This window comes from Cohnella kolymensis (genome assembly GCF_000829465.1).
GTDB lineage: Bacteria > Bacillota > Bacilli > Paenibacillales > Paenibacillaceae > Cohnella > Cohnella kolymensis.
The window spans coordinates 100,144-123,902 of the sequence record NZ_JXAL01000014.1 but is presented as its reverse complement, the minus strand read 5'-3'; the positions used below and the strand labels follow the sequence as shown (position 1 = coordinate 123,902).

23 protein-coding genes, 1 pseudogene and 2 riboswitches are annotated in these 23,759 nt (G+C 51.8%); of the genes and pseudogenes, 10 read left to right on the top strand and 14 right to left on the bottom strand.

From position 1 onward, the window contains the following. Positions 1 to 36 precede the first annotated feature (36 nt). The gene (locus tag SD71_RS09490; protein WP_041062144.1) at positions 37 to 984 is read left to right on the top strand and encodes a zinc dependent phospholipase C family protein; all 948 of its coding nucleotides are present in this window, start codon (positions 37 to 39) and stop codon (positions 982 to 984) included. Here the strand turns inward: SD71_RS09490 and SD71_RS09485 are convergent. Next, the gene (locus SD71_RS09485; RefSeq protein WP_082034147.1) at positions 947 to 2,161 is read right to left on the bottom strand and encodes an MFS transporter; all 1,215 of its coding nucleotides are present in this window, start codon (positions 2,159 to 2,161) and stop codon (positions 947 to 949) included. The genes SD71_RS09490 and SD71_RS09485 overlap by 38 nt on opposite strands. Before the next feature lie 257 nt (positions 2,162 to 2,418). Here SD71_RS09485 and SD71_RS09480 point away from each other — a divergent pair, with 257 nt between their 5' ends. The 3 genes from SD71_RS09480 to SD71_RS09470 all read left to right on the top strand — a co-directional run bounded on the left by SD71_RS09480 (position 2,419) and on the right by SD71_RS09470 (position 5,360). After that, positions 2,419 to 3,321 (top strand): LysR family transcriptional regulator, encoded by a 903-nt coding sequence (locus tag SD71_RS09480; RefSeq protein ID WP_041062143.1) that lies wholly within the window; start codon positions 2,419 to 2,421, stop codon positions 3,319 to 3,321. 22 nt (positions 3,322 to 3,343) lie between these two features. Beyond that, positions 3,344 to 4,159, top strand: a complete 816-nt coding sequence (locus SD71_RS09475) for a histidinol-phosphatase (protein ID WP_041062142.1) — start codon at positions 3,344 to 3,346, stop codon at positions 4,157 to 4,159. Between the two features lie 214 nt (positions 4,160 to 4,373). Beyond that, positions 4,374 to 5,360 (top strand): cation diffusion facilitator family transporter, encoded by a 987-nt coding sequence (locus SD71_RS09470; protein ID WP_041062141.1) that lies wholly within the window; start codon positions 4,374 to 4,376, stop codon positions 5,358 to 5,360. Between the two features lie 50 nt (positions 5,361 to 5,410). Here SD71_RS09470 and SD71_RS09465 read toward each other — a convergent pair whose 3' ends face one another. Further along, the gene (locus SD71_RS09465; RefSeq protein WP_041062140.1) at positions 5,411 to 6,115 is read right to left on the bottom strand and encodes a pirin family protein; all 705 of its coding nucleotides are present in this window, start codon (positions 6,113 to 6,115) and stop codon (positions 5,411 to 5,413) included. Between the two features lie 22 nt (positions 6,116 to 6,137). Beyond that, entirely contained in the window at positions 6,138 to 6,476 is a 339-nt protein-coding gene (locus tag SD71_RS09460; RefSeq protein WP_235427062.1) for a DoxX family protein, read from the bottom strand. A gap of 219 nt (positions 6,477 to 6,695) precedes the next feature. Here SD71_RS09460 and SD71_RS09455 point away from each other — a divergent pair, with 219 nt between their 5' ends. Continuing rightward, positions 6,696 to 7,004 (top strand): winged helix-turn-helix transcriptional regulator, encoded by a 309-nt coding sequence (locus SD71_RS09455; RefSeq protein WP_041062138.1) that lies wholly within the window; start codon positions 6,696 to 6,698, stop codon positions 7,002 to 7,004. Between the two features lie 110 nt (positions 7,005 to 7,114). Here SD71_RS09455 and sdhB read toward each other — a convergent pair whose 3' ends face one another. The 3 genes from sdhB to SD71_RS09440 are packed head-to-tail and all read right to left on the bottom strand — an operon-like array spanning position 7,115 to position 10,333. Continuing rightward, positions 7,115 to 7,879 (bottom strand): succinate dehydrogenase iron-sulfur subunit, encoded by a 765-nt coding sequence (sdhB, locus tag SD71_RS09450; protein WP_041062137.1) that lies wholly within the window; start codon positions 7,877 to 7,879, stop codon positions 7,115 to 7,117. Between the two features lie 3 nt (positions 7,880 to 7,882). Next, positions 7,883 to 9,640 (bottom strand): succinate dehydrogenase flavoprotein subunit, encoded by a 1,758-nt coding sequence (sdhA, locus tag SD71_RS09445; protein WP_041062136.1) that lies wholly within the window; start codon positions 9,638 to 9,640, stop codon positions 7,883 to 7,885. 21 nt (positions 9,641 to 9,661) lie between these two features. Continuing rightward, positions 9,662 to 10,333: a succinate dehydrogenase cytochrome b558 subunit gene (locus SD71_RS09440; RefSeq protein ID WP_041062135.1), complete on the bottom strand. Its 672-nt coding sequence runs from the start codon at positions 10,331 to 10,333 to the stop codon at positions 9,662 to 9,664. Positions 10,334 to 10,502: 169 nt separating this feature from the next. On the opposite strand from SD71_RS09440, the gene SD71_RS09435 reads away from it, so the two are divergent. Then, on the top strand, positions 10,503 to 11,423 hold the full coding sequence (locus SD71_RS09435) for a LysR family transcriptional regulator (RefSeq protein WP_041062134.1): 921 nt from the start codon (positions 10,503 to 10,505) through the stop codon (positions 11,421 to 11,423). Positions 11,424 to 11,494: 71 nt separating this feature from the next. After that, a riboswitch (cyclic di-AMP (ydaO/yuaA leader) is annotated at positions 11,495 to 11,660 on the top strand. Positions 11,661 to 11,666: 6 nt separating this feature from the next. Beyond that, positions 11,667 to 12,287 carry a 3D domain-containing protein gene (locus tag SD71_RS09430; protein WP_041062133.1) on the top strand — a complete coding sequence of 207 codons (621 nt, stop codon included), beginning with the start codon at positions 11,667 to 11,669 and terminating at the stop codon, positions 12,285 to 12,287. A 62-nt stretch (positions 12,288 to 12,349) separates the two neighbouring features. On the opposite strand, the gene SD71_RS09425 is transcribed toward SD71_RS09430, so the two are convergent. After that, entirely contained in the window at positions 12,350 to 13,150 is an 801-nt protein-coding gene (locus SD71_RS09425; RefSeq protein ID WP_235427054.1) for a polysaccharide deacetylase family protein, read from the bottom strand. 147 nt (positions 13,151 to 13,297) lie between these two features. Between SD71_RS09425 and SD71_RS09420 the strand changes: the two genes are divergently transcribed. Further along, positions 13,298 to 13,954, top strand: coding sequence for a hypothetical protein (locus SD71_RS09420; protein WP_041062132.1), 657 nt, complete (start codon positions 13,298 to 13,300; stop codon positions 13,952 to 13,954). Positions 13,955 to 14,070: 116 nt separating this feature from the next. Here SD71_RS09420 and SD71_RS09415 read toward each other — a convergent pair whose 3' ends face one another. The 6 genes and pseudogenes from SD71_RS09415 to SD71_RS09395 form a co-directional block, all read right to left on the bottom strand. Beyond that, entirely contained in the window at positions 14,071 to 14,358 is a 288-nt protein-coding gene (locus SD71_RS09415) for a hypothetical protein (RefSeq protein WP_041062131.1), read from the bottom strand. A gap of 23 nt (positions 14,359 to 14,381) precedes the next feature. Then, positions 14,382 to 15,662, bottom strand: a complete 1,281-nt coding sequence (locus tag SD71_RS09410) for an ArsB/NhaD family transporter (protein WP_041062130.1) — start codon at positions 15,660 to 15,662, stop codon at positions 14,382 to 14,384. 196 nt (positions 15,663 to 15,858) lie between these two features. Further along, on the bottom strand, positions 15,859 to 16,218 hold the full coding sequence (locus tag SD71_RS26180) for a TrkA C-terminal domain-containing protein (protein ID WP_407637533.1): 360 nt from the start codon (positions 16,216 to 16,218) through the stop codon (positions 15,859 to 15,861). A 35-nt stretch (positions 16,219 to 16,253) separates the two neighbouring features. After that, entirely contained in the window at positions 16,254 to 16,520 is a 267-nt protein-coding gene (locus tag SD71_RS26175; RefSeq protein WP_407637532.1) for a potassium channel family protein, read from the bottom strand. A gap of 15 nt (positions 16,521 to 16,535) precedes the next feature. Continuing rightward, positions 16,536 to 17,869: pseudogene (locus tag SD71_RS09400) on the bottom strand (TrkH family potassium uptake protein). Between the two features lie 25 nt (positions 17,870 to 17,894). Next, on the bottom strand, positions 17,895 to 19,238 hold the full coding sequence (locus tag SD71_RS09395; RefSeq protein WP_041062129.1) for a TrkH family potassium uptake protein: 1,344 nt from the start codon (positions 19,236 to 19,238) through the stop codon (positions 17,895 to 17,897). Positions 19,239 to 19,312: 74 nt separating this feature from the next. Further along, a riboswitch (cyclic di-AMP (ydaO/yuaA leader) is annotated at positions 19,313 to 19,491 on the bottom strand. A 203-nt stretch (positions 19,492 to 19,694) separates the two neighbouring features. Between SD71_RS09395 and SD71_RS09390 the strand changes: the two genes are divergently transcribed. Next, positions 19,695 to 21,416, top strand: a complete 1,722-nt coding sequence (locus SD71_RS09390) for a CPBP family intramembrane glutamic endopeptidase (protein ID WP_041062128.1) — start codon at positions 19,695 to 19,697, stop codon at positions 21,414 to 21,416. A gap of 51 nt (positions 21,417 to 21,467) precedes the next feature. Here SD71_RS09390 and uvrC read toward each other — a convergent pair whose 3' ends face one another. Continuing rightward, positions 21,468 to 23,429 carry an excinuclease ABC subunit UvrC gene (gene uvrC, locus SD71_RS09385; RefSeq protein ID WP_041062127.1) on the bottom strand — a complete coding sequence of 654 codons (1,962 nt, stop codon included), beginning with the start codon at positions 23,427 to 23,429 and terminating at the stop codon, positions 21,468 to 21,470. A gap of 173 nt (positions 23,430 to 23,602) precedes the next feature. On the opposite strand from uvrC, the gene SD71_RS23550 reads away from it, so the two are divergent. Beyond that, on the top strand, positions 23,603 to 23,749 hold the full coding sequence (locus SD71_RS23550; protein ID WP_152619401.1) for a YqzM family protein: 147 nt from the start codon (positions 23,603 to 23,605) through the stop codon (positions 23,747 to 23,749). Positions 23,750 to 23,759: the final 10 nt, after the last annotated feature.

The following is a 23,759-nucleotide window of genomic DNA, read 5'->3' as shown; positions in this document are numbered from 1 at the left end:
ATAACAGGACTTTCGACTGATATGAGGTGAACGTTTATGCCGAATATATGGGCACATATTCAGTTCGGCAGAGAGGTGCTGCATGAACTCGAGCCGGGCTTCATGATGAGCGATCCTGTATGGAAGAAAGCTTTCCAGCTCGGCTGCCAAGGTCCGGATTTTTTGTTTTATCATCATTTTTTGCCTTGGCAAAGCGCGACACCGCTCAATCGGCTCGGCTCACAAATGCACAGCGTGCGGTGCGGTCCTTTTCTGATGTCATTGTTCAGCCGCGTGCGGGAGCGTGACGTGACCGATTCGGCATCCGCTTTTACAATCGGCTTTTTGCTCCATCATATTCTGGACCGTTATCTTCACCCTTTCGTGTTCAGCCGCTCCGGCTTCAAAAAGTGGGACCACCAGAGGTTCGAGACCGCGATGGACTCCGTTGTTCTGGAGCGGCGTGCAGGCATTCATACGGGAAATACTCCGGTTGCGCCGGAAATCGATACCGGCGGCAGAATGCCCGGGGATTTCGCCGCCGATTTTCTGCAAATTGTCTCCCTCCATTATCCGGTGCTCGCTAAGCAAATCAATCCGGATGAGATCGATGAAGCCGTGGCGCAAATGGTTACAGCCCAGAAGTTATTTTTCGATCCTTCCGATTGGAAAGGCAAACTGCTGCTTGGGCAGATCGAGCCGTTCTCGCCGCCTCGGCGTTTGCCTGCTTGGGATGTGCTGAACGATACCCGTCAGCCTTGGATCGATCCCTGCGATCGTACCCTGGTGAGACACGAGAGCGCCGATGATCTATGGGAAGAAGCGCTTCTAGACGGCAAAAGGACGGCTGCCGCGGGAATCGCTTGGCTGCAAGCGGAACCCGGTGACACCGTCCATGAACATAAATTTGCGGAGCTGCTTAAAGATATATCGTATGAAACCGGCCGTCCATGCGGCAGCGCATCGATTATATATGCGGAATCTGTTGTTCCGGCGGCACAATGATGCGCGGTCCGGCCGGCCCCTCCCCCGCCTCCCTTTCACCCTTCGCTAAGTTCACGAAGTAAAGCAGAACGATTCCAACGATGAAGAAGACGGCGACTGCCAAAATCGCCGCCCGGCTTGAATCTGAAATGACTTTGACAAGTCCGAATACGAGCGGTCCTCCGAAGGAGAAGAATCGCGTTGAAGCACTGAGGAAACCGTTATACTCCGCTGTTCGGCCGTTCGGAATCAAGCGGCTGAACATGGCGCGCGCGATTGCCTGGGATCCTCCTTGCACCAAGCCGACCAGCGAGGCAAGAATAAAGAAGTGCGTCGCGTTCTGCATGAAATAACCCATAATCACAATGACAAGGTAAGTAAGCAGCGAGCCGTACAGCATCTTTTTACCGCCGAACCGGTGCGCGAATTTTCCGAACACGACAGTGGCCGGAAAACCGACAAACTGGGTGATCAGAAGTGCGGCGATCAGGTGGGTATCCTCTATTCCGATTGTTTTCCCGTAGCTTGCGGCCATGACGATAATCGTTCCGATCCCGTTAGAGAAAAACCAAAACGACACCATGAACTTCAGCAGCTCCGGGTAGTCCTTCAATTGGGTGAATGTCTCGCCCAGCCGCCGGAAGCCGACCCACACATGCCCCATTACCTTGCCTCGGACAGGGACAGGGGCTTCTTTCACATGTTTTAATAAAGGAATTGAAAACAAGAGCCACCATACGCCGACCATAACGAACGAGATTCGAGTTGCGGCCGCCCCATCCGGCAGTCCGAACCATTCATATTTCATGATCATGGTCAGGTTAATCGTGAGCAGCACGCCTCCGCCCAAGTAACCCATAGCATAGCCGCGGGCGCTGACCTTGTCCCTTTCGGCCGGGGAAGTGATGTCGTTCAGAAGAGCATCATAGAAAGTATTGGCGGACCCGAAACCGATCATCCCGGCCACGACAAGGATCGACGCCAGCCACACATCCCCTGCTCCCGTAAAAGCGAGGCAAACGCTTGCGATGGAGCCTAGAACGGTGAATAGACGGAGAAAGCCTACTTTATTGCCCATGTGATCCGCAATGGCGCCCAGCAAAGGAGACAGAAGCGCGATGACGAGTGCGGCCGCCGTCTGGGTAAAGCTCCAATCCGCATCCGTACCGCCGATGGCACTCTGATAATACACGGGCATTACCGCTGCTATAATGGTTGTAATAAAAGCTGAATTCGCCCAGTCGTACCATACCCAGCTCTGACCGTTTTTTTATCGTCCAACAAAGCATTTGCCCCTCTCGCCATTAGCCCTTTTCCGAATCATTTCGACGAAAGCGGTCCTTTTCCTTTTTTCTTTGCTCGGGCTTTGAATATCTCCTATAATGAGGTTATGAGAAATCCTTTTTATAAATCCTCTGAATATGATAAATATATTGAATACCCGGAGGCGATCGATTGAACATCAGCCAACTCGAGACGCTGCTAACGATCTCAAAGACACTGAGCTTCCGAAAAGCCGGCGAATTGCTCAATTTAACGCAGCCGGCGGTGTCCGCGCAGATTAAGAGCCTTGAAGATGAGTTTAAAACCATATTAGTCGACCGGAATCATCCCGTCACCCTCACGGATCGGGGTAAAATATTTCTGGAGCATGCGGAGCAAATATTAGCAACCGTGGAACAATTAAAACAGAAGCTTACCGACTTGGACGAAAATCCGCAGGGACATATCTTGATGGGCACGACAACGTCGATCGCGATACAAATTTTGCCCAGGGTGCTGTCTTATTTTCAAAACCAGTTTCCTCTGATCAAAACAACGATTATTTCGATGTCCTCAACTCAAGTGCTGGCCAGCGTCGAAAACGGCACCGTGGATATCGGAATCGGATATTTGACCCAACGGAGTCCGCAGGTTGAAACTTCGGTGCTTTATTACGACACTTTCGAGCTGGTCGCCGCACCGCGGCATCCTTTGGCTGCAGCAGAACGGGTGACGATCGGCATGCTTAAGGACATCCCGCTCATTATGCTCTCGCCGGACACGCTTGGGCGCCGTTTCGCGGATCGCATTTTCCGGGAACACGGAATCCAGCCGAATATCGCAATGGAGCTCGGCAGCAGTGAAGAAGTGAAGCGAATGGTCGAGCTGAATTTGGGCGCCGCCATCATATCCAAGCAGTCGATCTCCGAGGAGCTTCGGCGGGGCACGCTGAAGATGATCCCGGTGAACGAGCTGGAGGTCAGCCACCCGGTCGGTGTGATGACGAAATCGGGTCGATACGTCAATAGTGCGATGCGGCAGTTTTTGAACGACTTGAAAGGGATGCCGGAGGATCAGTTCATCGGCAGCGAGTAAACGACAGACGGGAGAGAATACGATGACGAAATTTGATTTGCACACACACCACGAGAGATGCGGCCACGCCATAGGAACGATTGAAGACTATGTGAAGGCCGGAATCGATGCCGGATTGACGGCGATCGGTATTTCCGATCATTCTCCCTATTTTGCTCATGAACTCGATCAGCCACAGCCTGGAATTGCGATGGCCCGCAGCGATCTCGTCAACTATGTAGAAGAGGTGCTTCGTCTGAAGGAGAAGTACCGTGATCGTATAGAGGTGCTGCTGGGTATGGAATCCGATTTCTTCCCGGAGCATATCGAGTTGTATCGTAAATCCTATGAGCCTTATCCCTTTGACTATATTATCGGTTCCGTGCACCAGACGCGCGGGGTCAGTATTTTTAACCGTAATCGTTGGAAAAGCAAAAGCCGGCTGGAACGAATCGACGAGAAAAAGCACTATTATGAACTAATCCGTCAATCCGCCCAGAGCGGCGCGTTTCAAATTCTCGGGCATATCGACGCGATGAAGGGATATTACCCTCTGTTCGCGGACATTCGCGGCGCGGAAGCCGAAATCGATGCCGTGCTGCAAGCCGTCGCGGATACCGGCATTTCCCTTGAGATCAATACGAGCGGCAGTACGAAAGATTGCGGCGGATGGTATCCGTCGGATGAAATACTTGAGCGCGCGGTGCACTTCGGGGCAGACGTAACGTTCGGTTCCGACGCCCACGTGCCCAATCGTGTCGGGGATGAATGGGAATCGGTTCAACGGCGCCTGCGGGAGATCGGATTTAAGCATTGGGTGTTCTATCGGCAAAAGGTAAAAATTATCGTTCCTTTATAATGAGTTTTGACTTTCAATGTCGGATGACATAGATTATAATAATTCTAAATAACGGGCATAAAAAAGGGAACCTGCCTTTTGCGGCAGGTTCCAATAATATGAAAAAAGGGGGTCTTGGTACACATTGTATCCTGACTCTGCAACACCCCGGTAACAGCAATATTTCAGTTATGTGACAATTTCCCGGATGTCAGACCGCACAAGGAGTGAACCTATGAGTAGGCAGAACGACTCCGCTTACGACTTTCATCATCTGAAGCATGAGAAGGAACAATCCCGTTCGAAAAAAACGTTATGGATAACGCTCATGTTGACACTTTTTTTCACCATCGTGGAGATTATCGGCGGACTGCTGTCCAACTCCCTCGCGCTGCTGTCGGATTCGGCCCATATGATTTCCGACGTTATCGCTCTAGGCCTGAGTATGACGGCCATTTACCTGGCCACCAGGCCGCCGAACGCCAAATACACTTTCGGATTTTTGCGGTTTGAGATTATCGCTTCCTTCTTGAATGGTTTGGCGCTGTGTGTCATTGCCATCGGGATTTTCATTGAAGGTGCCCGCCGGTTTATTCGACCGGAAGAAATCGATTTTACTCTTATGATTACGATCGCCTCCATCGGCTTTGTCGTTAACCTTATACTGACGCTTGTTCTGAGCCGCAGTCATCGTGAAGAGGAAAATCTGAATATCCAGAGTGCGCTCTGGCACTTTATCGGCGACCTGCTGAGCTCTGCCGGTGTCATTGTTTCCGCTATTATTATCTATTTCACCGGCTGGCTCTTCTTCGATCCGTTGATCAGTGTTGTGATCGGGGGAATCATCTTCTATGGAGGCTGGAAAATCCTTCGCGAAGCGACTTTCATCCTGATGGAATCGGTTCCTGAGAAATTCAATCTGGATGAAATCCGCGCCGACCTTGCCAAAGTGGAAGGCGTTGAGGACGTGCATGAAATGCATCTGTGGGCCATTTCGAGCGACCATTATTCTTTAACCGCGCATATGTTCGTCGATCCGAATATTCAGCCATTCTGCATTATTCTCGCAGCGAATGAGTTGCTGAAAGAGAATTACGGAATCACCCATTCCACCATTCAAATGGAGCACGCGAACATTCATCCTCACGGAGAATACGGCAAACAATTCCTGCGGCAGCAAGAAGAGAAGCATCACCAGCATGCGCTTCCGACTGTGACATAGTCATAGGATATCGAAAAGCGACTGACCCGATGGGCAGTCGCTTTTTTATTTTAGGGAAGATCGATTAACATGATACGGGCTCCGTCATCGCTGATGACCGTCAATTCCGGCATTTCCTCAATCCGAGCAGCGTCTCTGCGGCTTAGGACAGTGTCCCCGTTGATGCGGATATCACCTTCAAGTACCATCAGAAATACCTTTCGGCCGGCAGTCTGCGCGAACGTGATCGGCTTCCCGGCAGCCGGTTCCGACAGATAAACCGTCATGTCTTGATGAATTTCGGCTACCTCGCCTGCGACCGGCGCGGACGAAGCCACAGGAACCCATTTGTCAGTTAGTCCAGCAGTGTTGAACGCTGTCGTCTCGTAAGAAGGATTGAGCCCGCGTTCCCCAGGCAGGAACCACATTTGAAGCAGCTCCAGCGGTTCGGTCTCGGAAGTATTGTACTCGGAGTGGGTAATACCGGTTCCCGCAGACATGCGCTGGATTCCACCCCATGTTGTTTCCGCCCTGTTGCCCAAGCTGTCTTTGTGCTCAAGCACGCCTCTGAGTACGATTGTAATAATCTCCATCTCCCGGTGCGGGTGCATTCCGAAGCCTTCTCCGGATGCGATCCAGTCGTCATTGAGCACTCTCATCGGACCGAATTGAAGATTTGAAGGATCGTAGTAATCGGCGAAGGAAAAGCTGAAGCTGGATTTGAGCCAGCCGTAATCAGCCGAATAACGGTCTGCTGCACGTTGTATCGTAATCATGCTTTGTACCTCCCGATATGAATCATTGTAACAAGAGCGCATCCAGAGAGTAGTCCCCCGGACCTATCAGTGCGACGGCAATGGCGATAACCATGAGAACCAGATTGTATTCATAGCCGTTTTGGGTAACCCACAATCCGTTTTTCCCGTGCACCTTAATAATGGCTACGAGCATCGTCAGCACAATAAGGAAGGCCGCCAGAGGTGTTACGAGTCCAAGCGCGAACAGCAATCCTCCTGCCAGTTCTGCCAATCCAGCCAATAGCGCCATACTGCGGCCCGGTGTGATCCCGATGGATTCGAAAAATCCGCCGGTTCCATCAATACCGTGCCCTCCGAACCATCCTGCCAACTTTTGCATCGCGTGACCCGCGAATAATAATCCGATAATAACTCTAAGCAAGAGCAATCCTATTTCCACTTTTACCGACACCTTTCATGTAGTTTAGCCTGATGTTTATTGGCGGCAAAATCTATATTAATGACTTTACTTACTTTTGTCAAGTAACATATAAATATTAAGTAATTACTTACTTTTGGGAAGTGCGTGTGTTACAATAGGAACAAAGGGGGAATCCGTATGGACTATTCCAAAATGTGCCCCAAATATGAATCGGCCGCCGAACTGCTGGGCAAAAAGTGGACGGGACTCATTATCCGCGTGCTTATGGGTGGTCCGAAACGGTTCAAGGAAATTAAAGAGCAAATCCCCGAGATGAGCGATAAAATGTTAACCGACCGCATGAAAGAGCTCGAGGCGTGCGATATTGTCAAAAGAACCGTTTATCCGGAAATGCCGGTGCGCATTGAATATGAACTGACCGAGAAAGGCCACAACCTGGAGGATGTCATCCAATCCATCCAGTCTTGGGGCGAGAAGTGGATGTAACCATGATAAAAGCGAGTCTCAGCAACTGAGACTCGTTTTTTCTGTGTTTCAAGAACATAAAAAACCGTCAGGGAAGCCGCAGCTTCCTCTGACGGTTCTTTAGCGTTACATTACATGCTGAGCCATTTCTTGAACAGACGTTTCGTAGTGTCTCCATTGATGGCTGCGATTGAAGTGGTCAATGGAATGCCTTTCGGGCAAGACCGTACGCAGTTCTGCGAGTTACCGCAGCCTTCGATACCGCCGTCTTCCATCAACTCGTCAAGGCGTTCATGCGCGTTCATTTCACCTGTAGGGTGAGCATTGAACAGGCGAACCTGTGAGATCGCAGCAGGTCCGATGAAGCTGTTGCGCTCGTTAACGTTCGGACATGCTTCCAGGCATACGCCGCACGTCATGCATTTGGACAGCTCGTACGCCCATTGACGTTTGGATTCGGCCATGCGAGGACCTGGTCCAAGATCGTAAGTTCCGTCGATCGGAATCCACGCTTTAACCTTCTTCAGGGCTTGGAACATCCGCTCGCGGTTGATAACCAAGTCGCGAACAACCGGGAACGTCGACATCGGCTCAAGCCGGATCGGCTGTTCCAGCTTATCAATAAGAGCAGAGCATGCCTGGCGCGGCTTACCGTTGATCACCATGGAGCAAGCGCCGCAGACTTCCTCTAGACAGTTCGATTCCCAGCATACAGGAGCGGTTTTGTTGCCGTCAGCTTTGACGGGATTGCGCTGAATTTCCATCAAGGCGCTGATCACGTTCATATTCGGACGATACGGAACCTCGAACTCTTCCGTGTACGGAGCGGCTTCCGGAGTCTCCCGGCGTGTGATGATAAATTTGACCGTGCGTTGAGCAGTTGCCGTTTCCGCCATTGCTTAGCCCTCCTTCTTCTTGTTCGTGGAGTAGTCGCGCTTCCGCGGCTTGATCAAAGAAGTATCGACATCTTCGTACGAAATTTGCGGACCTTCGGCCGTCCATTTCGCTTTCGTCGTTTTGAGGAATTGCTCGTCGTCACGATCCGGGAATTCCGGCTTATAGTGAGCTCCCCGGCTTTCATTGCGCATAAGTGCGCCCACCGTCATCGCTTCGGCAAGCTCCATCATGTTCCACAGTTGACGTGTAAAAGCTACGCCCGAATTGTTCCAGCGGGCGGTATCGTTGATGTTGATTTGCTTGTAACGCTGCTTCAGTTCTTTGATCTTTGCGATCGTATCCTGCAACTTGCTGTTATAGCGAACGACGGTCATATTGTTCGTCATCCACTCGCCAAGCTCTTTGTGCAGGACGTAGGCATTTTCCGATCCGTCCATTTTCAGAATGGATTCGTATTTGGACGCCTGTTTGCTGCGCTCACTTTCGAACACGCTGTCCGATAGATCTTCCGCAGACTTTTTCAATCCGTGAATATACTCAATCGCTTTAGGCCCTGTAATCATGCCGCCGTAAATGGCGGACAACAGGGAGTTAGCGCCGAGACGGTTCGCGCCGTGGTATTGGTACTCGCATTCGCCGCAAGCGAACAGGCCGGGGATGTTCGTCATCTGATTGTGGTCGACCCACATGCCGCCCATCGAATAGTGAACGGCCGGGAAGATCTTCATCGGAATCTTCTTCGGATCGTCGCCCATGAATTTCTCGTATATCTCTATGATTCCGCCGAGCTTAACATCAAGCTCCTTCGGATCTTTGTGAGACAGATCGAGGTAAACCATGTTCTCGCCGTTGATGCCGAGCTTCTGGTCCACACACACGCTGAAAATTTCACGGGTAGCGATATCGCGAGGAACGAGGTTTCCGTATGCCGGATATTTCTCCTCGAGGAAATACCAAGGCTTGCCGTCTTTATACGTCCAGATCCGGCCGCCTTCACCGCGCGCGGACTCACTCATGAGACGAAGCTTGTCATCGCCGGGAATCGCGGTCGGGTGAATCTGAATGAACTCACCGTTCGCGTAATAGACGCCCTGCTGGTACACCGCGCTGGCCGCCGTTCCCGTATTGATGACGGAGTTGGTCGTTTTACCGAAGATGATTCCCGGTCCGCCGGTTGCGAGAATAACCGCATCCGCACGGAACGTTACGGACTCCATAGAGCGGAGATCCTGCGCTGCGATTCCGCGGCATGCGCCGTCTTCATCGAGCACAACGGATGTAAACTCCCAATGTTCGAACTTCTGAACCAGCCCCGCCGCTTCCCAGCGGCGAACCTGCTCGTCCAACGCATATAACAGCTGCTGGCCGGTTGTCGCTCCCGCGAATGCCGTACGGTGGTATTGCGTGCCCCCGAACCGGCGGAAATCGAGCAAGCCTTCCGGCGTCCGGCTGAACATTACGCCCATGCGGTCCATCAAGTGAATAATTCCCGGTGCAGCTTCGCACATGGCTTTAACCTGAGGCTGATTCGCCAGGAAGTCGCCTCCGTATACCGTATCGTCAAAGTGCTCCCAAGGGGAGTCGCCTTCACCTTTTGTATTGACAGCTCCGTTGATGCCGCCTTGCGCGCAAACGGAGTGAGATCTTTTTACCGGCACAACCGAGAACAGATCGACACTGACTCCCGCTTCCGCCGCTTTAATTGTCGCCATCAGTCCCGCAAGACCGCCTCCGACGACGATTACTTTTTGATTAGCCATGACAAAAACTCCTCCTTTCGCTTACACTGCAGATGCAGAAGTGAACGCCGTAATCGGAGCGGATGCAAATTCATCGCTGCCGAAAGCAAACAACGATAACAGGAACAATACGGACACAATGACGAAAATGCCTAAGCAGATTCTAAAAGAAACTTTTTGTGCGCGCGGTCCTACCGTTATGCCCCAGCTCACGAGAAACGCCCACAAACCGTTCGCAAAGTGGAAGGTCGCCGCCAATACGGCAATGACATAAATAGCGAACACTACGGGGTTACTCACGATATCGTGCATATGGCTGCCCAGTTCTTCATAGGTGGTGTTGCCGAAAGTCACCTGAAGCCGGGTTTCGTATACGTGCCAAACGACAAAAATAAATGTAATGACACCCGTCACGCGCTGGAGCGTAAAAGCCCAGTTCCGTCCATAGTTGAAATTGCCTACATTCGAGTTCGATTGATAAGCGATGTAAAGCCCATAAACCCCGTGAAATAAGATTGGAAGCCAAATGATGAACATTTCGAGGAAAAAGACGAGCGGCATGCCGTGCAAGAAATCCACGCTGTCCTTAAACCCCTGTTGGCCGCCTTCAAACGCGGAATAGTTCGTGAGCGCATGCTCGATCATGAATAAACCGAGCGGAATAACCCCGAGCAGCGAATGAAGCTTTCGCGAGTAGTAGGAATTCCCTTTCATGTCGTTATGTGTTCTCCTTTCGCATCCATACGGTTGATGTACAATGTAGTTCCTTCGTCACCTATTCGTCCGCATTTAAGCTTACTCCTTTTTCGCTTATAATGGAACTACTTATTTTTTATTAAATGTTATAACTTTTGTGCATATACAGAGAGGCGGAGGTTGTCGAATGCTTGAAGATATGCGTATGTTCGCTGCCGTTGTGGAACAAACAAGCCTGAATAAAGCGGCGGATCGTCTGAATGTGTCGCAGCCTGCCTTATCCCGGCGCATTGCACGGCTGGAAGCGGAGCTTGGGGTCCAGCTTTTTCGCCGCATAGGCAAAAGGTTGGAGTTGACCGCCGCCGGGCAGGTAACGTATGAATTCGCGTTAGAGCTGCGTCGGTTCCACGGTAAATATCTGCAGAAATTAAATGAGTTCAAATCGACGGAAGCACCGGTCGCAACGATCGGCGCAAGCCTGACGACGCTGCAGACTACGCTGCCCGAGCTGATCACGGCCATGACGGAGAAGCACCCCCAGCTGGAAATCAAGGCCGTGACCGGCAAAACACATGAAATCGCCACCCTGGTGAAAGAACGCAAAGTGGATTTCGGTCTCGTCGGCTCTTCCGTTGACGACGATCCGGCTATAACCAGCTTGCCTTTGTTCGAGGACCATCTCATGCTCGTGCTTCCCAGAACGCACTTTATATTGGAACGAACTCAGCTGGAGCTGTCCGATTTGAACGGTCTTCCGATGATTCTATTCCAACCGGGCACCTGGTATCGAACACTGACCGACGAGCTGTTCCGCCGTTATAATCTGAAACCGGACGTGCGGATGGAGATCGATTCGTTCGAAGCCATTATCCGCCTTCTTTCAGCTTGCCGGGCAGGAACCCTGCTGCCGAAATCCTACCTTAGGGAGCAGCTGTTAAAGGACAACGATTTATATCTGGTCCGTATACGCGAGTTGGAGGAGACCAAACGGACAACCTCCCTCATCCATGGTGATCCTGCTTGGGTTGCGCCATCCACGCGTTTTCTCATTCAGGAGACCGTCGCGTATTTCGCCAGGCGTCCCGGCAGTCCTAAGTCTCTCTCCTGACAACTATGATCCCCTGAATTTCCTTAACTTTCCGGTGTTAACGTTCAACCTGCTGTGGTAACCTTTTACAGAATCACAAAAGGCCAAAACCGTTTGGGTGCGGGGGAAAAGAATCGTTTGTGCGAATGCCAATCCACTTTGAACGGCTCGTACTAGGGGTGAATCGCTTGACTGCGTAGGGTTGTACTCTCAACCCGAATCCGACAGCTAACCTCGCCGGCCGCTAAAGGAGGATCTTCACAAATGGCATCAAGATGGAGAAGCTTGGCATTTCGATCTGCCGCGCTCATTTTAGGAGGAGCATTACTGCTTCCTGCAGTGAACGCGCATGCGGCCGTGGCCTACACGGCAAAAGACAGCGACACGTTCTGGAGCATGTCCAGACAGTTTCACGTCCCGCTTAAGAAACTGATGAAAGCGAACCCGAATGTAAATCCGCTGAACATCTATGCAGGATTAAAGATCACTGTTCCAAGCGGAAACAGCGCGGCGCCGCGGGCGAAAACGGTACAAGCCCTGACGACGGCCAAAGGACAATCGCTTTCGTTCTCCAAAGTGTTCAGCGCTAAAGCGACAGCGTATTCGGATTCACCGGCGGAGAACGGCTGGGGACCAGTTGATTATTTCGGCAATCGTCTAAAATTAGGGACCATCGCCGTCGATCCGAAGGTCATTCCATTCGGAACCAAGGTGTTCATAACCGGATATGATTTCAATGGTCTTCCGACAGGCGGCATGATCGCGACAGCGACGGATTCCGGCAGCGCCATCAAAGGCAAGCGCATCGATATCTTCGTGCCGGGTTCGCGCTCGCACGTTTCGAAATTCGGTGTACAGAATGTGAAAGTCTATATCCTAAAGTAATATATAAGTAAAAAAGCGTTTCTCGAAACGGAGCGATCCGTTAGAGAGACGCTTTTTTGCGTTTATGGCAGTCCAAATGGGGGAAACAGGTTGGTTGAATCCTCCCTGTTCTCCCGCACATCAAGCAATTCCGTCAACGGGACCGGCTCATAATGATGATTGCGGAGCCAGTCGATGATCCGCGGCAGCGCTTGTACGGTGCCCAACAGGTTCTGCCCTTCCCCGCCGCCCGCATGCATCAGAATGACGGAGCCGGGACGTACGGCGCTCGTCACGTTGCGGAACACCTCGTCAGCCGTCAATTGCCGCCAATCTCTCGAATCCACGTCCCAATTCACAACCGTATATCCCTGCTGTTTCGCCCAATCGAGCTGCGCGGGCCGAATTTCTCCGTAGGGCGGACGCACCAGCTTCGGCTTAAATCCAACGAGCTTTTCAACGATCTCTTCCGACCGGATGATTTGCTGCTGTACCTTGTCCAGCGGAATTCTCGAGAAGTCAGGATGACTGTAGGAGTGATTGCCGATGTCATGCCCATCCCTGTCAATCCGCTTCAGCAGATCCGGATGTTTTAGCATGCGTGTGCCGACGACAAAAAAGGTAGCCCGTACATGTTTTGTATTCAATACATCCAGCACCTGCGGCGTAAACCGGGGATCCGGCACATCATCAAACGTCAATGCGACTTTGCGGCTTTCCCTGGGCGCGGAGAGGACGAACACACCGCGATAGCGCCGCTGAAGCTCCGACCATTCACTGCCTGGCGGCGGCTTGTCCGCCGCGGAGCAAACGAGCCCTGAAAACAAAAGCGTGACGGCGCCGAGCAGCACCATCACCGATTTCCTCCAACACCGTATCGCCATTGCTCCCATCCTCTCCGAGTTCCGTCTCATTACCTTATATGGTGAACGGATGGGAAGATTTTCATTCAATAGACTTACTCTTCAAGGATAAAAATTCCATTTTTTAATCATACTCAGAAAGTGCAGGCAGAAAGGAGGACCGAATGCATGATTAGAACGATCGCATTATCGGTGATTTTCGTCACATTACTTATGATCGCCCCGCAAGTGTCGCATGCAGCACCCGACGGAGCCCGTGAAATACTCCTGACCGGCAATTTGACCAAGCCGTCCGGACATTCGCCTCAATGGATCTGTTACGAGTTTCTGACGAAGATCAAGCGGCATTATGGCATACAAGATCCGCAGCAAGATCTGAAGGTGGTGAGCATACGGAACACCTCACCTGATCGAATTCGCATTCTAATGCAGCAATTGTTATTTGAAACACCGGTTTGGGGCGCCTCACTTTCTTTAGACATGGACACGAACGGGGTGATCCATAGAGTGGAAGGAACATTCTATCCGGGTCTGGAGAAAAAACTGTTTCATCTGCCCATGCACCCCGCGATATCAGCCCAAAAAGCAGTCTCTATAGCGAAGAGCAGCTTGGGTGCGGACAACACATATGCAGCCGGGCGCGATCACACTGCCCTGTATTACCTGCCGGCGCGGCCGGGATGCCCTCTTGTTTATGCAGTATCCTTTTCTGTGCGAGCGCCGCGCACCGAAACCCTCACGGTATTTGTACATAGTCTCACTAAACGGGCAATCGCTCATATAAGTGAATCTTCGCATTTAAACCGCTCGCAGCGGCTTAATTAGCCATACCGCGCAGTTTCACCGGGTTTATACCGCTGGCAGCGGCTTATTGGGTCACACAGCGCAGTTTCACCCCATTTAAACCGCTCGCAGCGGCCTAACCGACAGCCTCTTGCCGCCTACTGCCCGCTTTTCCACTCCACGCTTTCCAGCAGCCTGTGCTTCATCAATTCGAGTATGAAATCCGCATAAAAATCGATTCGGACAATGACTTTATAGGTGTGATCTGCAAGAGCGTAAAACAAAACATCGGTGTACACACGATTGTCGTCGAAAAAGCGGCGCACCTTCTGCATCTTTTCCACATAAGGATCTTTTTGCAGCACCTTGATCAGAAATTGCACATCGTTCTCATCGGACGATTCCGTGATTTGGATCACCTGCTCGTTAAAGCAATATGAAAGCACGGGCTACACCTTCCTTTCCTTCATTAAACGAGATATCGCAAATAAATATACACACTTGATATCACGATCGATAAGATCATGAGGGGGAAACCGTATATAGAATATTTCAAGAATGTGATCGGATATCCTTCTTTACCCGAAAGACCCGACACAATGAGGTTCGCACTTGCGCCGATCAGCGTGCCGTTCCCTCCCAAGCACGCGCCCAAAGCCAGACTCCACCAGAGCGGCTCCAGATTGCTTACCCCCATATTCCCCATCTCCTGGATCATCGGGATCATCGTCGCTACGAAAGGGATGTTATCCAGAAAAGCGGAGGCAATGGCGCTTAACCACAAGATCAGCATAGAGGCGGCAGTCACATCTCCTCCGGTCCACTCGATCGCTTGGGCGGCCAATTGTGAAATCACGCCGGTCTCCACCAAGCCGGATACGAGCACGAACAAGCCGACGAAGAAAAAGATAGTGGTCCACTCCACTTTCGTGAGAGCTTCTTCCATCATATGCTCGCCTGTTAACAGCAAAAGAAGAAATCCGCCTGCCAGCGCAACTGTCGCAGATTCCAGATGCAGCGCTTGATGCGCGAAAAAGCCGAGGATCGTCAAGGTTAACACAGTTAGACATGTACGCAGAAGCTTTAGATCGGTGAGCAGCTCCTTTTCATCCAGTTCCATGATCGTCCGCTTTAATTCCTCTGTAGTTCGCAGACTCTTTCGGAACAAAAACACGAAAATCGGTATATGTACGGCCATGATGATCGCTGCAACAGGCGCCAGGTTTACGATAAAATCCATGAAACTGAGCTCGTCCACGGCACTCCCGATCATGATGTTCGGCGGATCGCCGATCAGAGTGGCCGTGCCTCCAATGTTAGACGACATAATCTGCGCGATGAGAAAAGGTATCGGGTCCACACGAAGCTGCCTGGTGATGCTGAAGGTTACCGGAACCATCAAAAGCACCGTGGTGACATTGTCCAAAAAGGCGGACGCCAGAGCCGTTATTGCAGAGAGTGCGATTAAGATGCGAACCGGCTCTCCCTTCGCTTTCTTCGCAGCGATTACAGCTATGTACTTGAAGAGGCCGGTTTCTGCGGTCACGCCGACAATAATCATCATCCCGATCAGCAAGCCTAACGTATTGAAATCGATATGCTCGATTGCGGCTTCCTGTCCCACTATGCCGAACGCAACCATAACGATTCCGCCGATCATAGCCACGATGGTCCGATGAATTTTTTCAGAAATAATGACTGCGTAAATAACGAGAAAAATGCCGATCGCCCATATTGCTTGTTGTTCCATAGTGCCTCCTCAGGTTGTCGTTTACTTATTCATCTCCAAATCTCACTCAATCAATCAGCTGCTCCTTTCTGTGCCTCAGACACCATTCACAACCCTGAAAAACACAAAAAGAAGCCTGCGGTGACAGGCTCCTCCGGGCAAAGCTATTCTATTGCTTATTAAGAATCCTAAATGATTTTCAGAGAAAAAGCAACGGCTATGAGCCGATCGAATGCTGGAACTGCTCTATCTGCTGGTTGGTGCCGATGACTACCATGACGTCGTCCTTTACCAGCACATCATTCGCTACAGGGGCGATAATGATGCCTTTATCCTTGTTGATCGCCACGATACTGCAGCCGAACCGCCCGCGCGGGTTCACATCGGACAGCGATTTGCCGGACAGGCACTGCGGTACCGACAGCTCGGCTATCGTATATTGTTTCGATAATTCGATATAATCCAGCAGATTCGGCGATACGAGCTGATGCGCAACCCGCACTCCCATATCCCGCTCCGGATAAATGATCCGATCCACACCGATCCGCTCCAGAACTCGACCGTGCAAGTGTGACACGCTTTCGCCACGACCTTCTTGACACCGAGCTTCTTTCAGCAGAATGGTCGCCAGATACTCGCCTGGATATCGTCGCCGATGGCAACGACACCGCAGTCGAAGTTCCGCGCACCGATCGAACGCAGCACTTCCTCTTCCGTGGCGTCCGCTACAACGGCGTGCGTCAATACCCCGGACATCTCTTCTACCTTTTCCTCATCCCGGTCGACGCCGAGAACCTCATAGCCGAGTTCAACGAGCTCACGCCCCAAGCTCGATCCGAAGCGGCCCAACCCGATGATCACAAACTGATTCAGCTTCATCTCTTTGTTCGTCTCCTAGCCAATTATGATTTTACCTTCAGCGTGTCGATAGAGCACGCGGCTTTGTTTGCGGCCAACGGCGTAAGTCAAGGTTAAAGGCCCAAGCCGGCCGATGAACATCATCAATATAATAATAATTTTACCCGCTAACGTAAGCTGGGTTGTCAGCCCCATCGATAAGCCGACAGTGCCGAAAGCTGAAGTGACTTCGAACAAGATCATGAGGAAGTTGTGATCCTCTGTCGTCGATAAAATCATCGTGGCGGTCATGACAAGGGCGAATGCGAACAAAGTTACTGTTAAGGCTTTATATACCCTCTCTTGAGCCAGACGATACCGGAACATCACGATGTCTTCCTTGCCCCGTACCATAGCCATTACGGCGCCTGCGAGCGCGGCGAAAGTCGTTGTCTTGATTCCGCCTCCGGTTGAACCCGGCGAAGCTCCGATAAACATCAGTATGATGATCACGAACTGCGTTGCCTGGCGAAGTCCGGCAATATCGACGGAGTTCACGCCCGCCGTGCGGGGCGTTACCGCCTGCATCATCGAGCGAGTATCTTTTCGCCGAATCCAAGAGGGCCCATTGTTTTCACATTCGTATATTCGAATATAAGAATGACCACAGTACCTATCGCAATTAATAATCCGGACATGCTAAGCACGACTTTAGAGTGCAGCGACAATCTGTTCTTCAGCTTCCGGAACTCAACCAGATCCGCCAGTACAACGAACCCGAGGCCGCCAAGAATGATAAGCAGCATCGCCGTGAAATTCACCAGAGGATCTCCTACGTAATCAACCAAGCTGCGATAGTCACCCATGATGTCGAAGCCCGCATTGTTGAAAAAGGAAACGGCGTGAAAAATACCTTTGTACACCGCTTCCCCTGCCGGCATGTCGAACATGAAACGGATCGTGAACAGGAGCGCCCCTATGGCCTCGATCGAGAGTGCGTACAGGACGACTTTGCGGGCGAGACGAATGATGCCTTCAATGCTGGTCTGGTTAAAAGCTTCTTGTAGGACAAGACGTTCTTTGAGTGAGATGCGGCGCTTCAAAAAGATCGCAAACAGTGTTGCCACCGTCATAAAGCCGAGTCCGCCGATCTGGATTAATGAAAGAATGATGATCTGTCCGGCGAACGACCAGTAGGTACCCGTGTCGACCACAACAAGTCCGGTCACACATGTGGCCGAGGTTGCCGTGAACAATGCGTCGATGAACCGTGGAGTCTGTCCGGAGGCCGTTGCAAACGGCATCATGAGCAGCGCCGCTCCAATAAATATAATTGCGGCAAAGCCAAGCACCAGAATTCTGGGGGGCGATGATGTCGCCAATCGAAATATACTGCGTCCCACTTGCAACACCCCGTTAACCGATTATAATTTTACCTTCAGCATGACGATAAAGAGCTCGACCCGGCTTTGGCCCGAGTGCATAGGTCAACGTAAGCGGGCCCAACCGGCCCATGAACATCAAGAAAATGATCGTCAGCTTGCCCGGCGTGCTCAGTTCCCCGGTTAGACCCAAGGACAGACCAACCGTGCCGAACGCGGAAGTCGCTTCGAACAGTATGACCAAAAACATTGCATCCTCGGTCGTTGCCAGCACCATCGTGCCGAGCAGCACAATGCCGATACAGAACAACGTAACCGTTAACGCTTTATATACACGTTCCTGTGCCAACCGATAGTTGAAAAGAACGACATCTTCTTTGCCGCGCATCATTGCTAATACCGCACCGACCAATACGGCGAACGTCGTCGTCTTGATTCCGCCGCCGGTGGAACCGGGAGAGGCGCCGATAAACATCAGAATAATAATGAAAAATTGCGTTGCTTGACGGAACTCCGAGATATCGACTGTAGTCACGCCGGCCGAGCGAGTCGTTACCGACTGGAACAGCGAGACCAATGCTTTTTCGCCGAAACTGTTGTTCCCGAACGACCGGCTGTTGGTGAACTCAAAAATAAAGATAATTAAAGTACCGACTACCACCAGGCAGACCGTGACAGTCAGAACCACTTTCGTATGAAGGGATAATTTGCGTTTGCCGCGGAACTCGAACAAGTCCGCCAGTACGACAAAGCCAAAACCGCCTAAAATAATCAATACGATCGACACGATATTCATGTATAGATCAGTTGAATAGCCGGTCAAGCTGCGAAAATCTCCGGTCAAATCAAGTCCTGCATTGTTGAAAATGGAAATCGCGTGGAATACTCCATGATAAAGTGCCTGACCGAAATTCATATCCATCATGAAACGCAACGTGTACATAAAAGCGCCTGCCGCCTCCAGCGCCAATGCATAGAAGATAACCTTCTGAACGAGCCGCACAAGACCTTCGATGCTGCCCTGGTTGAGGGACTCCTGCAAGATCAGCCGTTCCTTCAGAGAAATACGCCGTCTGAGGATCAAGGCGAACAACGTAGCCATGGTCATAAACCCGATGCCGCCGATCTGGATCAGGATCAGGATTACCCAATGTCCGAACGCAGAAAAATAAGTTCCCGTATCCACAACGACCAACCCGGTCACACAAGCGGCTGATGTGGAAGTGAACAAAGCGTCGATGAACGGCATCGATTGTCCGCCGGCCGTCGCAGCCGGAAGGTTCAGGAGCAGCGCGCCTATGAAAATGATGAAGGTAAAACCGAGTAATAGAGTTCGGGGCGGAGAAGCACTAAGCCACCGGATCGCTCTTCTATACAAAGGGGTCACCTCTTCGAGAAATTAGGCAACAAAAAAAAGCACTGGAGCTCCAGTGCTTCTAGTTCGCACATGAGTCCTGTTCCGTAAGCAGCCTACGAGGTTAGCTGACGGGTTCGGGCTAGAACAGGCTGCCCTATCCTCCGCACGCTTAAGGCGCGGCAGGAATTCACCCCGGAATCACCGAATACAAATTTGCACTCGGCGACAAGTTGGTTCCCCCGTTTTCTTTAAAGAAATTCGGCTGAATATTTGATGTCTTATCAACGTACCATCGCATTATATGCTTTCCATGTAGAGGGTACAAGACGAAAAACAGCGCAAACCGACTGATATCGGCGATTTTAAGGTTAACAGCACCATTCTACTGGCCTCTCACAACGATTATCACTCAGTTTTCTTTCATTTTCTCGGAAAATGCGCGATACTTGATGAAACAATTACTTAGGAGCGTATGATATGAGCCGTTTGCTTGGATTTACCAAGGACAGGCGCTGGTTATGGGCCTCAGGAATAGGGTTGGCGCTTTTTCTGTTCATACAGGTTTTTCCTGTTACGGGCGGACTGTTCTCGTCCAACAATCATCCCGTATTGCCGAGAGCCGCGGCGGAAAACAAGGCGCTTGAACTCGCGGCGGACAAATTCCTGATAAAGCCGAATCAAGTGCAGGAAGTATACGTGACTCACCTCTCGGATTCGGAAACGATCGGATATTTGTCCAAATACGATCTCCTTCAGGATTACGACAAACAATGGTCTGGGGAAGTGCCGGCCGATGTTTATCGCGTTGATCTTCATTTGCGCGGGGATGCCGGCATATTGGAGCTTTCTCTGCAGATGGAGACAGGGGATCTTGTCGCCTGGCGTCATGACAGCGGCTCAGCGCCTGCAGATGCTTTACCGGAGCAAGATCAGGCGGACGAGTATGCCTCGCGCGCACTAAGCTATGCGGCGTTCTGGGGTATCGACGCGGCGGACTGGGAATGGAGCGGAGACATTGACGACAACGGCGGGGTGAAGTTTAATTCGCGCAAGGCCGCGCTCGGGGAAGCCCATGTATGGCTCAAGGTGTCAGTGCCTGCAGAATACAGTTCGACCTCTTCCACCTTTCCGCACTGGGCCGGGCACTCCGTAACCTACGGAACAGAGATACCGCAGGCTTTCACTGCTTATATGGAGAAGCAGCAGCAACGGGCCGGATGGCTGTCGATTTTCGGATTTATCGTTCCGCAGGTGATCATGTTCATTTTGGCAATCGTTTACGCAGGCACACGCGGCAAACATACTTCCTTTCTGAGAGGCATTTTCTTGGCTTCGGTGTTCTTTGTGCTTTACGTGGCAATCACAATCAATATGATTCCGGGATTCCGGTCCCAGACGATGGACGCCGGCGCCGACTCGGGTGACCGACTCAATATGGCCTTTCTCATTATCCAGATTGTGTTTTTAGCCGGCACTGCCATATTCACCTATTTTTGTGCTGTTGCCGGAGACGGTTTATGGAAATCCATGGGACGCTCCCTATGGCCTCGTTGGAAGGAACCCGGTTACGGAGAAGCCGTTCTGAAAAGCATGAAACAAGGCTATGTGCTCGCCTTTATTTTACTGGGAGCACAGTCGGTGATCCTGTTGGTGCTGCAGCAAACTTTAGGCGCTTTTGCATCCTCGGATCCGACGCAGTCGACTTACAATATGACTCTGCCTTGGATTCTTCCTTTGCTGGCGTTTTGCGCAGGCATATCCGAAGAGCTGCAAAGCCGCTTTTTCGGCATAGGGCTGTTCCGCAGCTGGTTCGTTGGCCTAGCGCGCAGAATACTCGGCCGCGAGCCTTCGCCCCGTACCGCGATCGTGCTGACGACGGCGGCGATGCTGCCCCCGAGCATACTTTGGGCGCTGGGACATGTCGGCTACGCCATTTATCCGTTCTATACGCGCATTATCGAGCTCGTCATCATGGGTGTCCTGTTCGGGTGGTTTATGCTCAGGTTCGGCCTCATGGCCGTCATTTTTGCGCATATCATACTCGACGCCGTACTGATGGGCATTCAATTGTTGTTCGACGGGCTGCCCGGTGATGCCTGGGCAGGATTATTCAGCTTCGTCATGCCTGCGCTGGTCGGCATAGCGATCTGGTGGCTGTACAGGGTGATACACGGCAGGCAAGCTCAGCCGGCGCAATAAGACGCAAAAAAAGCGAGATAGCGGGAATCAGCCCGTTATCTCGCTTTTTCGTTACTTTAAAGTCGATTCCGTCTCGCCGTTCTCGTTCAACGCGTCGAGGATCCGGCGGGCAAGCGCCTCGCCGATGGACACCGCCCGGAAGTCTTCCGGCGCAGCTTCTTTTATCGCCTTCAGCGAGCCGAAATGGCGCAGAAGCTGCTTGCGCCTCTTTTCGCCGATGCCGGGAATGGCATCGAGCCGCGACGCGATCATCGACTTGCCTCGCTTCTCCCGGTGGAAGGTAATCGCGAACCGATGCACTTCATCCTGGATGCGCTGCAGCAGGTAAAATTCCTGGCTGTCCCTCGGCAGCGGGACAATTTCCGGCGGATCGCCCACAAGCAGCTCTGCAGTCCGGTGTTTGGCGTCCTTGGCCAAACCGCACACCGGAATATCAATCCCAAGTTCGTTCACCAGCACGTCGGCTGCTGCAGCAATCTGCCCTTTGCCCCCATCTATGACGATCAGGTCGGGCAGCGGCAAGCCTTCTTTGAGCACGCGCTCATACCGGCGTCTCACCACTTCGCGCATCGTCTGGTAGTCATCCGGGCCTTCTACCGTCCGAATATTGTATTTGCGGTACTCTTTCCTGTCCGGCTTGCCATCCGTAAAGACTACCATGGCAGATACCGGAGAAGAGCCCTGGATATTGGAGTTATCGAATGCCTCGATGCGGCTCGCGGAAGGAATGCCGATCCACTGCGCCAATCCATCCGCCGCTTTGACGCTGCGGGACTCATCACGCTCGATGAGCCGGAACTTCTCTTCCAACGCTACGCGGGAATTGTCGCAAGCCATCGCCACGAGCTGGCGTTTCGTACCCCGTTTCGGAACCGCTACCCTGATTTTCAACCAGCGGCGCAGCGAATCTCCGATTTCCGCGCCTTCGCCTTCTTCCGTTGAATCGCCTTCCGATCTAGCCGCAAGTGAAGCTTCCAGAAGAGCGGAGTCGCTCACCATCGCTGTAGCGGCAACAGCGGTTCCGGGCGCCGCTTCCCCCTTATCCGGAGGGCTGGGCAGCAGCACTTCCCGGGGCAGAGCGGGATTGTCGCTGTAATACTGGGTAACAAAGCTCAGGAAATCGTCATAAGCCTCACCATAGTACGGGAATACGGAGACGTGGCGCTGAATCATCTTGCCGTGGCGCATATAGAGAATCTGCACGCACATCCAGCCCTTGTCGACCGCGTAACCGAACACGTCGCGATCCATGGCATCGGCCATGTTGATCGTCTGCTTTTCCATGAGCGCTTCAATCGCCATCATCTGATCCCGGAGCTCACGAGCACGCTCAAAAGCCAGCTCCTCCGCCGCTTCCTCCATTTTACGCTGCAGTTCACGCTTGATCTCGGTATGTCCGCCGTTCAGAAAACGCGTAATCTCGCCGACCATTTCTTCATAAACGGCCGGATTCACCGGAAATTCGCATGGTGCCACGCATTGGCCGAGATGATAGTACAGGCACACCTTGTCCGGCAGCGTACGGCATTTGCGAAGCGGGTACAACCGGTCGAGCAGCTTCTTGGTTTGCTGGGCGGCGAACGCATTAGGATAAGGACCGAAGTATTTGCCTTTGTCTTTGACGACCCTTCGCGTGATTTCCAGGCGGGGATGAGGTTCGTGGGTGATTTTCAAATACGGAAACGATTTGTCATCCTTCAGGAGCACGTTATATCGGGGATGATGTTCCTTGATTAGATTGCACTCGAGAATGAGCGATTCCATGTTGCTTGCGGTAACGATATATTCGAAGTCCCGGATTTCCGAGACAAGCTTTTGGGTTTTACCGTCATGGCTCCCCGAAAAATAGGAACGCACGCGGTTTTTGAGCACTTTCGCTTTGCCTACATAGATGATTTTGCCTTCTTCATTCTTCATCAAGTAGCAGCCCGGCTGATCCGGGAGAAGCGCAAGCTTGTGGCGTATATTTTCCATCGCCTTTTCCCGTTCGGCGGATGGGGGCACGATGTCCATGCACGGCACCTCCTTACAACGGCTAATAGGGCTGAAAGCCCGCTATAATGTATTGTATCACAGCACAGGCGCATCCGGCTTGGCGCTTCGCAAACTTGTCACCATCTCAATGCTTTACAACGAAAAGAGTTGTTGGGTATACTAGGGGTATCGAATGTGTCAGGAGGCTTCCCATGGAAAATGTAACAGATCCCCGCCAACACATAAACGAAGAACCGCGTGACGATTTCCTGGATACGGCAATCGGCTTCGGAGCGATGTTCGGCTTCATGTTCGTCGTATTCACGGTTGCGGTCGTCGTTAAATTTTTGATCTCTTAATTTTACACAA

Bases quoted from the DNA above. Each gene is read 5' to 3' on its own strand.
- SD71_RS09490 (WP_041062144.1), top strand. From the start codon at position 37: ATGCCGAATATATGGGCACATATTCAGTTCGGCAGAGAGGTGCTGCAT.
- SD71_RS09485 (WP_082034147.1), bottom strand. From the start codon at position 2,161: ATGCCCGTGTATTATCAGAGTGCCATCGGCGGTACGGATGCGGATTGG.
- SD71_RS09475 (WP_041062142.1), top strand. From the start codon at position 3,344: ATGACGAAATTTGATTTGCACACACACCACGAGAGATGCGGCCACGCC.
- SD71_RS09470 (WP_041062141.1), top strand. From the start codon at position 4,374: ATGAGTAGGCAGAACGACTCCGCTTACGACTTTCATCATCTGAAGCAT.
- SD71_RS09465 (WP_041062140.1), bottom strand. From the start codon at position 6,115: ATGATTACGATACAACGTGCAGCAGACCGTTATTCGGCTGATTACGGC.
- SD71_RS09460 (WP_235427062.1), bottom strand. From the start codon at position 6,476: ATGCAAAAGTTGGCAGGATGGTTCGGAGGGCACGGTATTGATGGAACC.
- SD71_RS09455 (WP_041062138.1), top strand. From the start codon at position 6,696: ATGGACTATTCCAAAATGTGCCCCAAATATGAATCGGCCGCCGAACTG.
- sdhB (WP_041062137.1), bottom strand. From the start codon at position 7,879: ATGGCGGAAACGGCAACTGCTCAACGCACGGTCAAATTTATCATCACA.
- sdhA (WP_041062136.1), bottom strand. From the start codon at position 9,640: ATGGCTAATCAAAAAGTAATCGTCGTCGGAGGCGGTCTTGCGGGACTG.
- SD71_RS09440 (WP_041062135.1), bottom strand. From the start codon at position 10,333: ATGAAAGGGAATTCCTACTACTCGCGAAAGCTTCATTCGCTGCTCGGG.
- SD71_RS09435 (WP_041062134.1), top strand. From the start codon at position 10,503: ATGCTTGAAGATATGCGTATGTTCGCTGCCGTTGTGGAACAAACAAGC.
- SD71_RS09430 (WP_041062133.1), top strand. From the start codon at position 11,667: ATGGCATCAAGATGGAGAAGCTTGGCATTTCGATCTGCCGCGCTCATT.
- SD71_RS09425 (WP_235427054.1), bottom strand. From the start codon at position 13,150: ATGGCGATACGGTGTTGGAGGAAATCGGTGATGGTGCTGCTCGGCGCC.
- SD71_RS09420 (WP_041062132.1), top strand. From the start codon at position 13,298: ATGATTAGAACGATCGCATTATCGGTGATTTTCGTCACATTACTTATG.
- SD71_RS09410 (WP_041062130.1), bottom strand. From the start codon at position 15,662: ATGGAACAACAAGCAATATGGGCGATCGGCATTTTTCTCGTTATTTAC.
- SD71_RS26175 (WP_407637532.1), bottom strand. From the start codon at position 16,520: ATGAAGCTGAATCAGTTTGTGATCATCGGGTTGGGCCGCTTCGGATCG.
- SD71_RS09390 (WP_041062128.1), top strand. From the start codon at position 19,695: ATGAGCCGTTTGCTTGGATTTACCAAGGACAGGCGCTGGTTATGGGCC.
- uvrC (WP_041062127.1), bottom strand. From the start codon at position 23,429: ATGGACATCGTGCCCCCATCCGCCGAACGGGAAAAGGCGATGGAAAAT.
- SD71_RS23550 (WP_152619401.1), top strand. From the start codon at position 23,603: ATGGAAAATGTAACAGATCCCCGCCAACACATAAACGAAGAACCGCGT.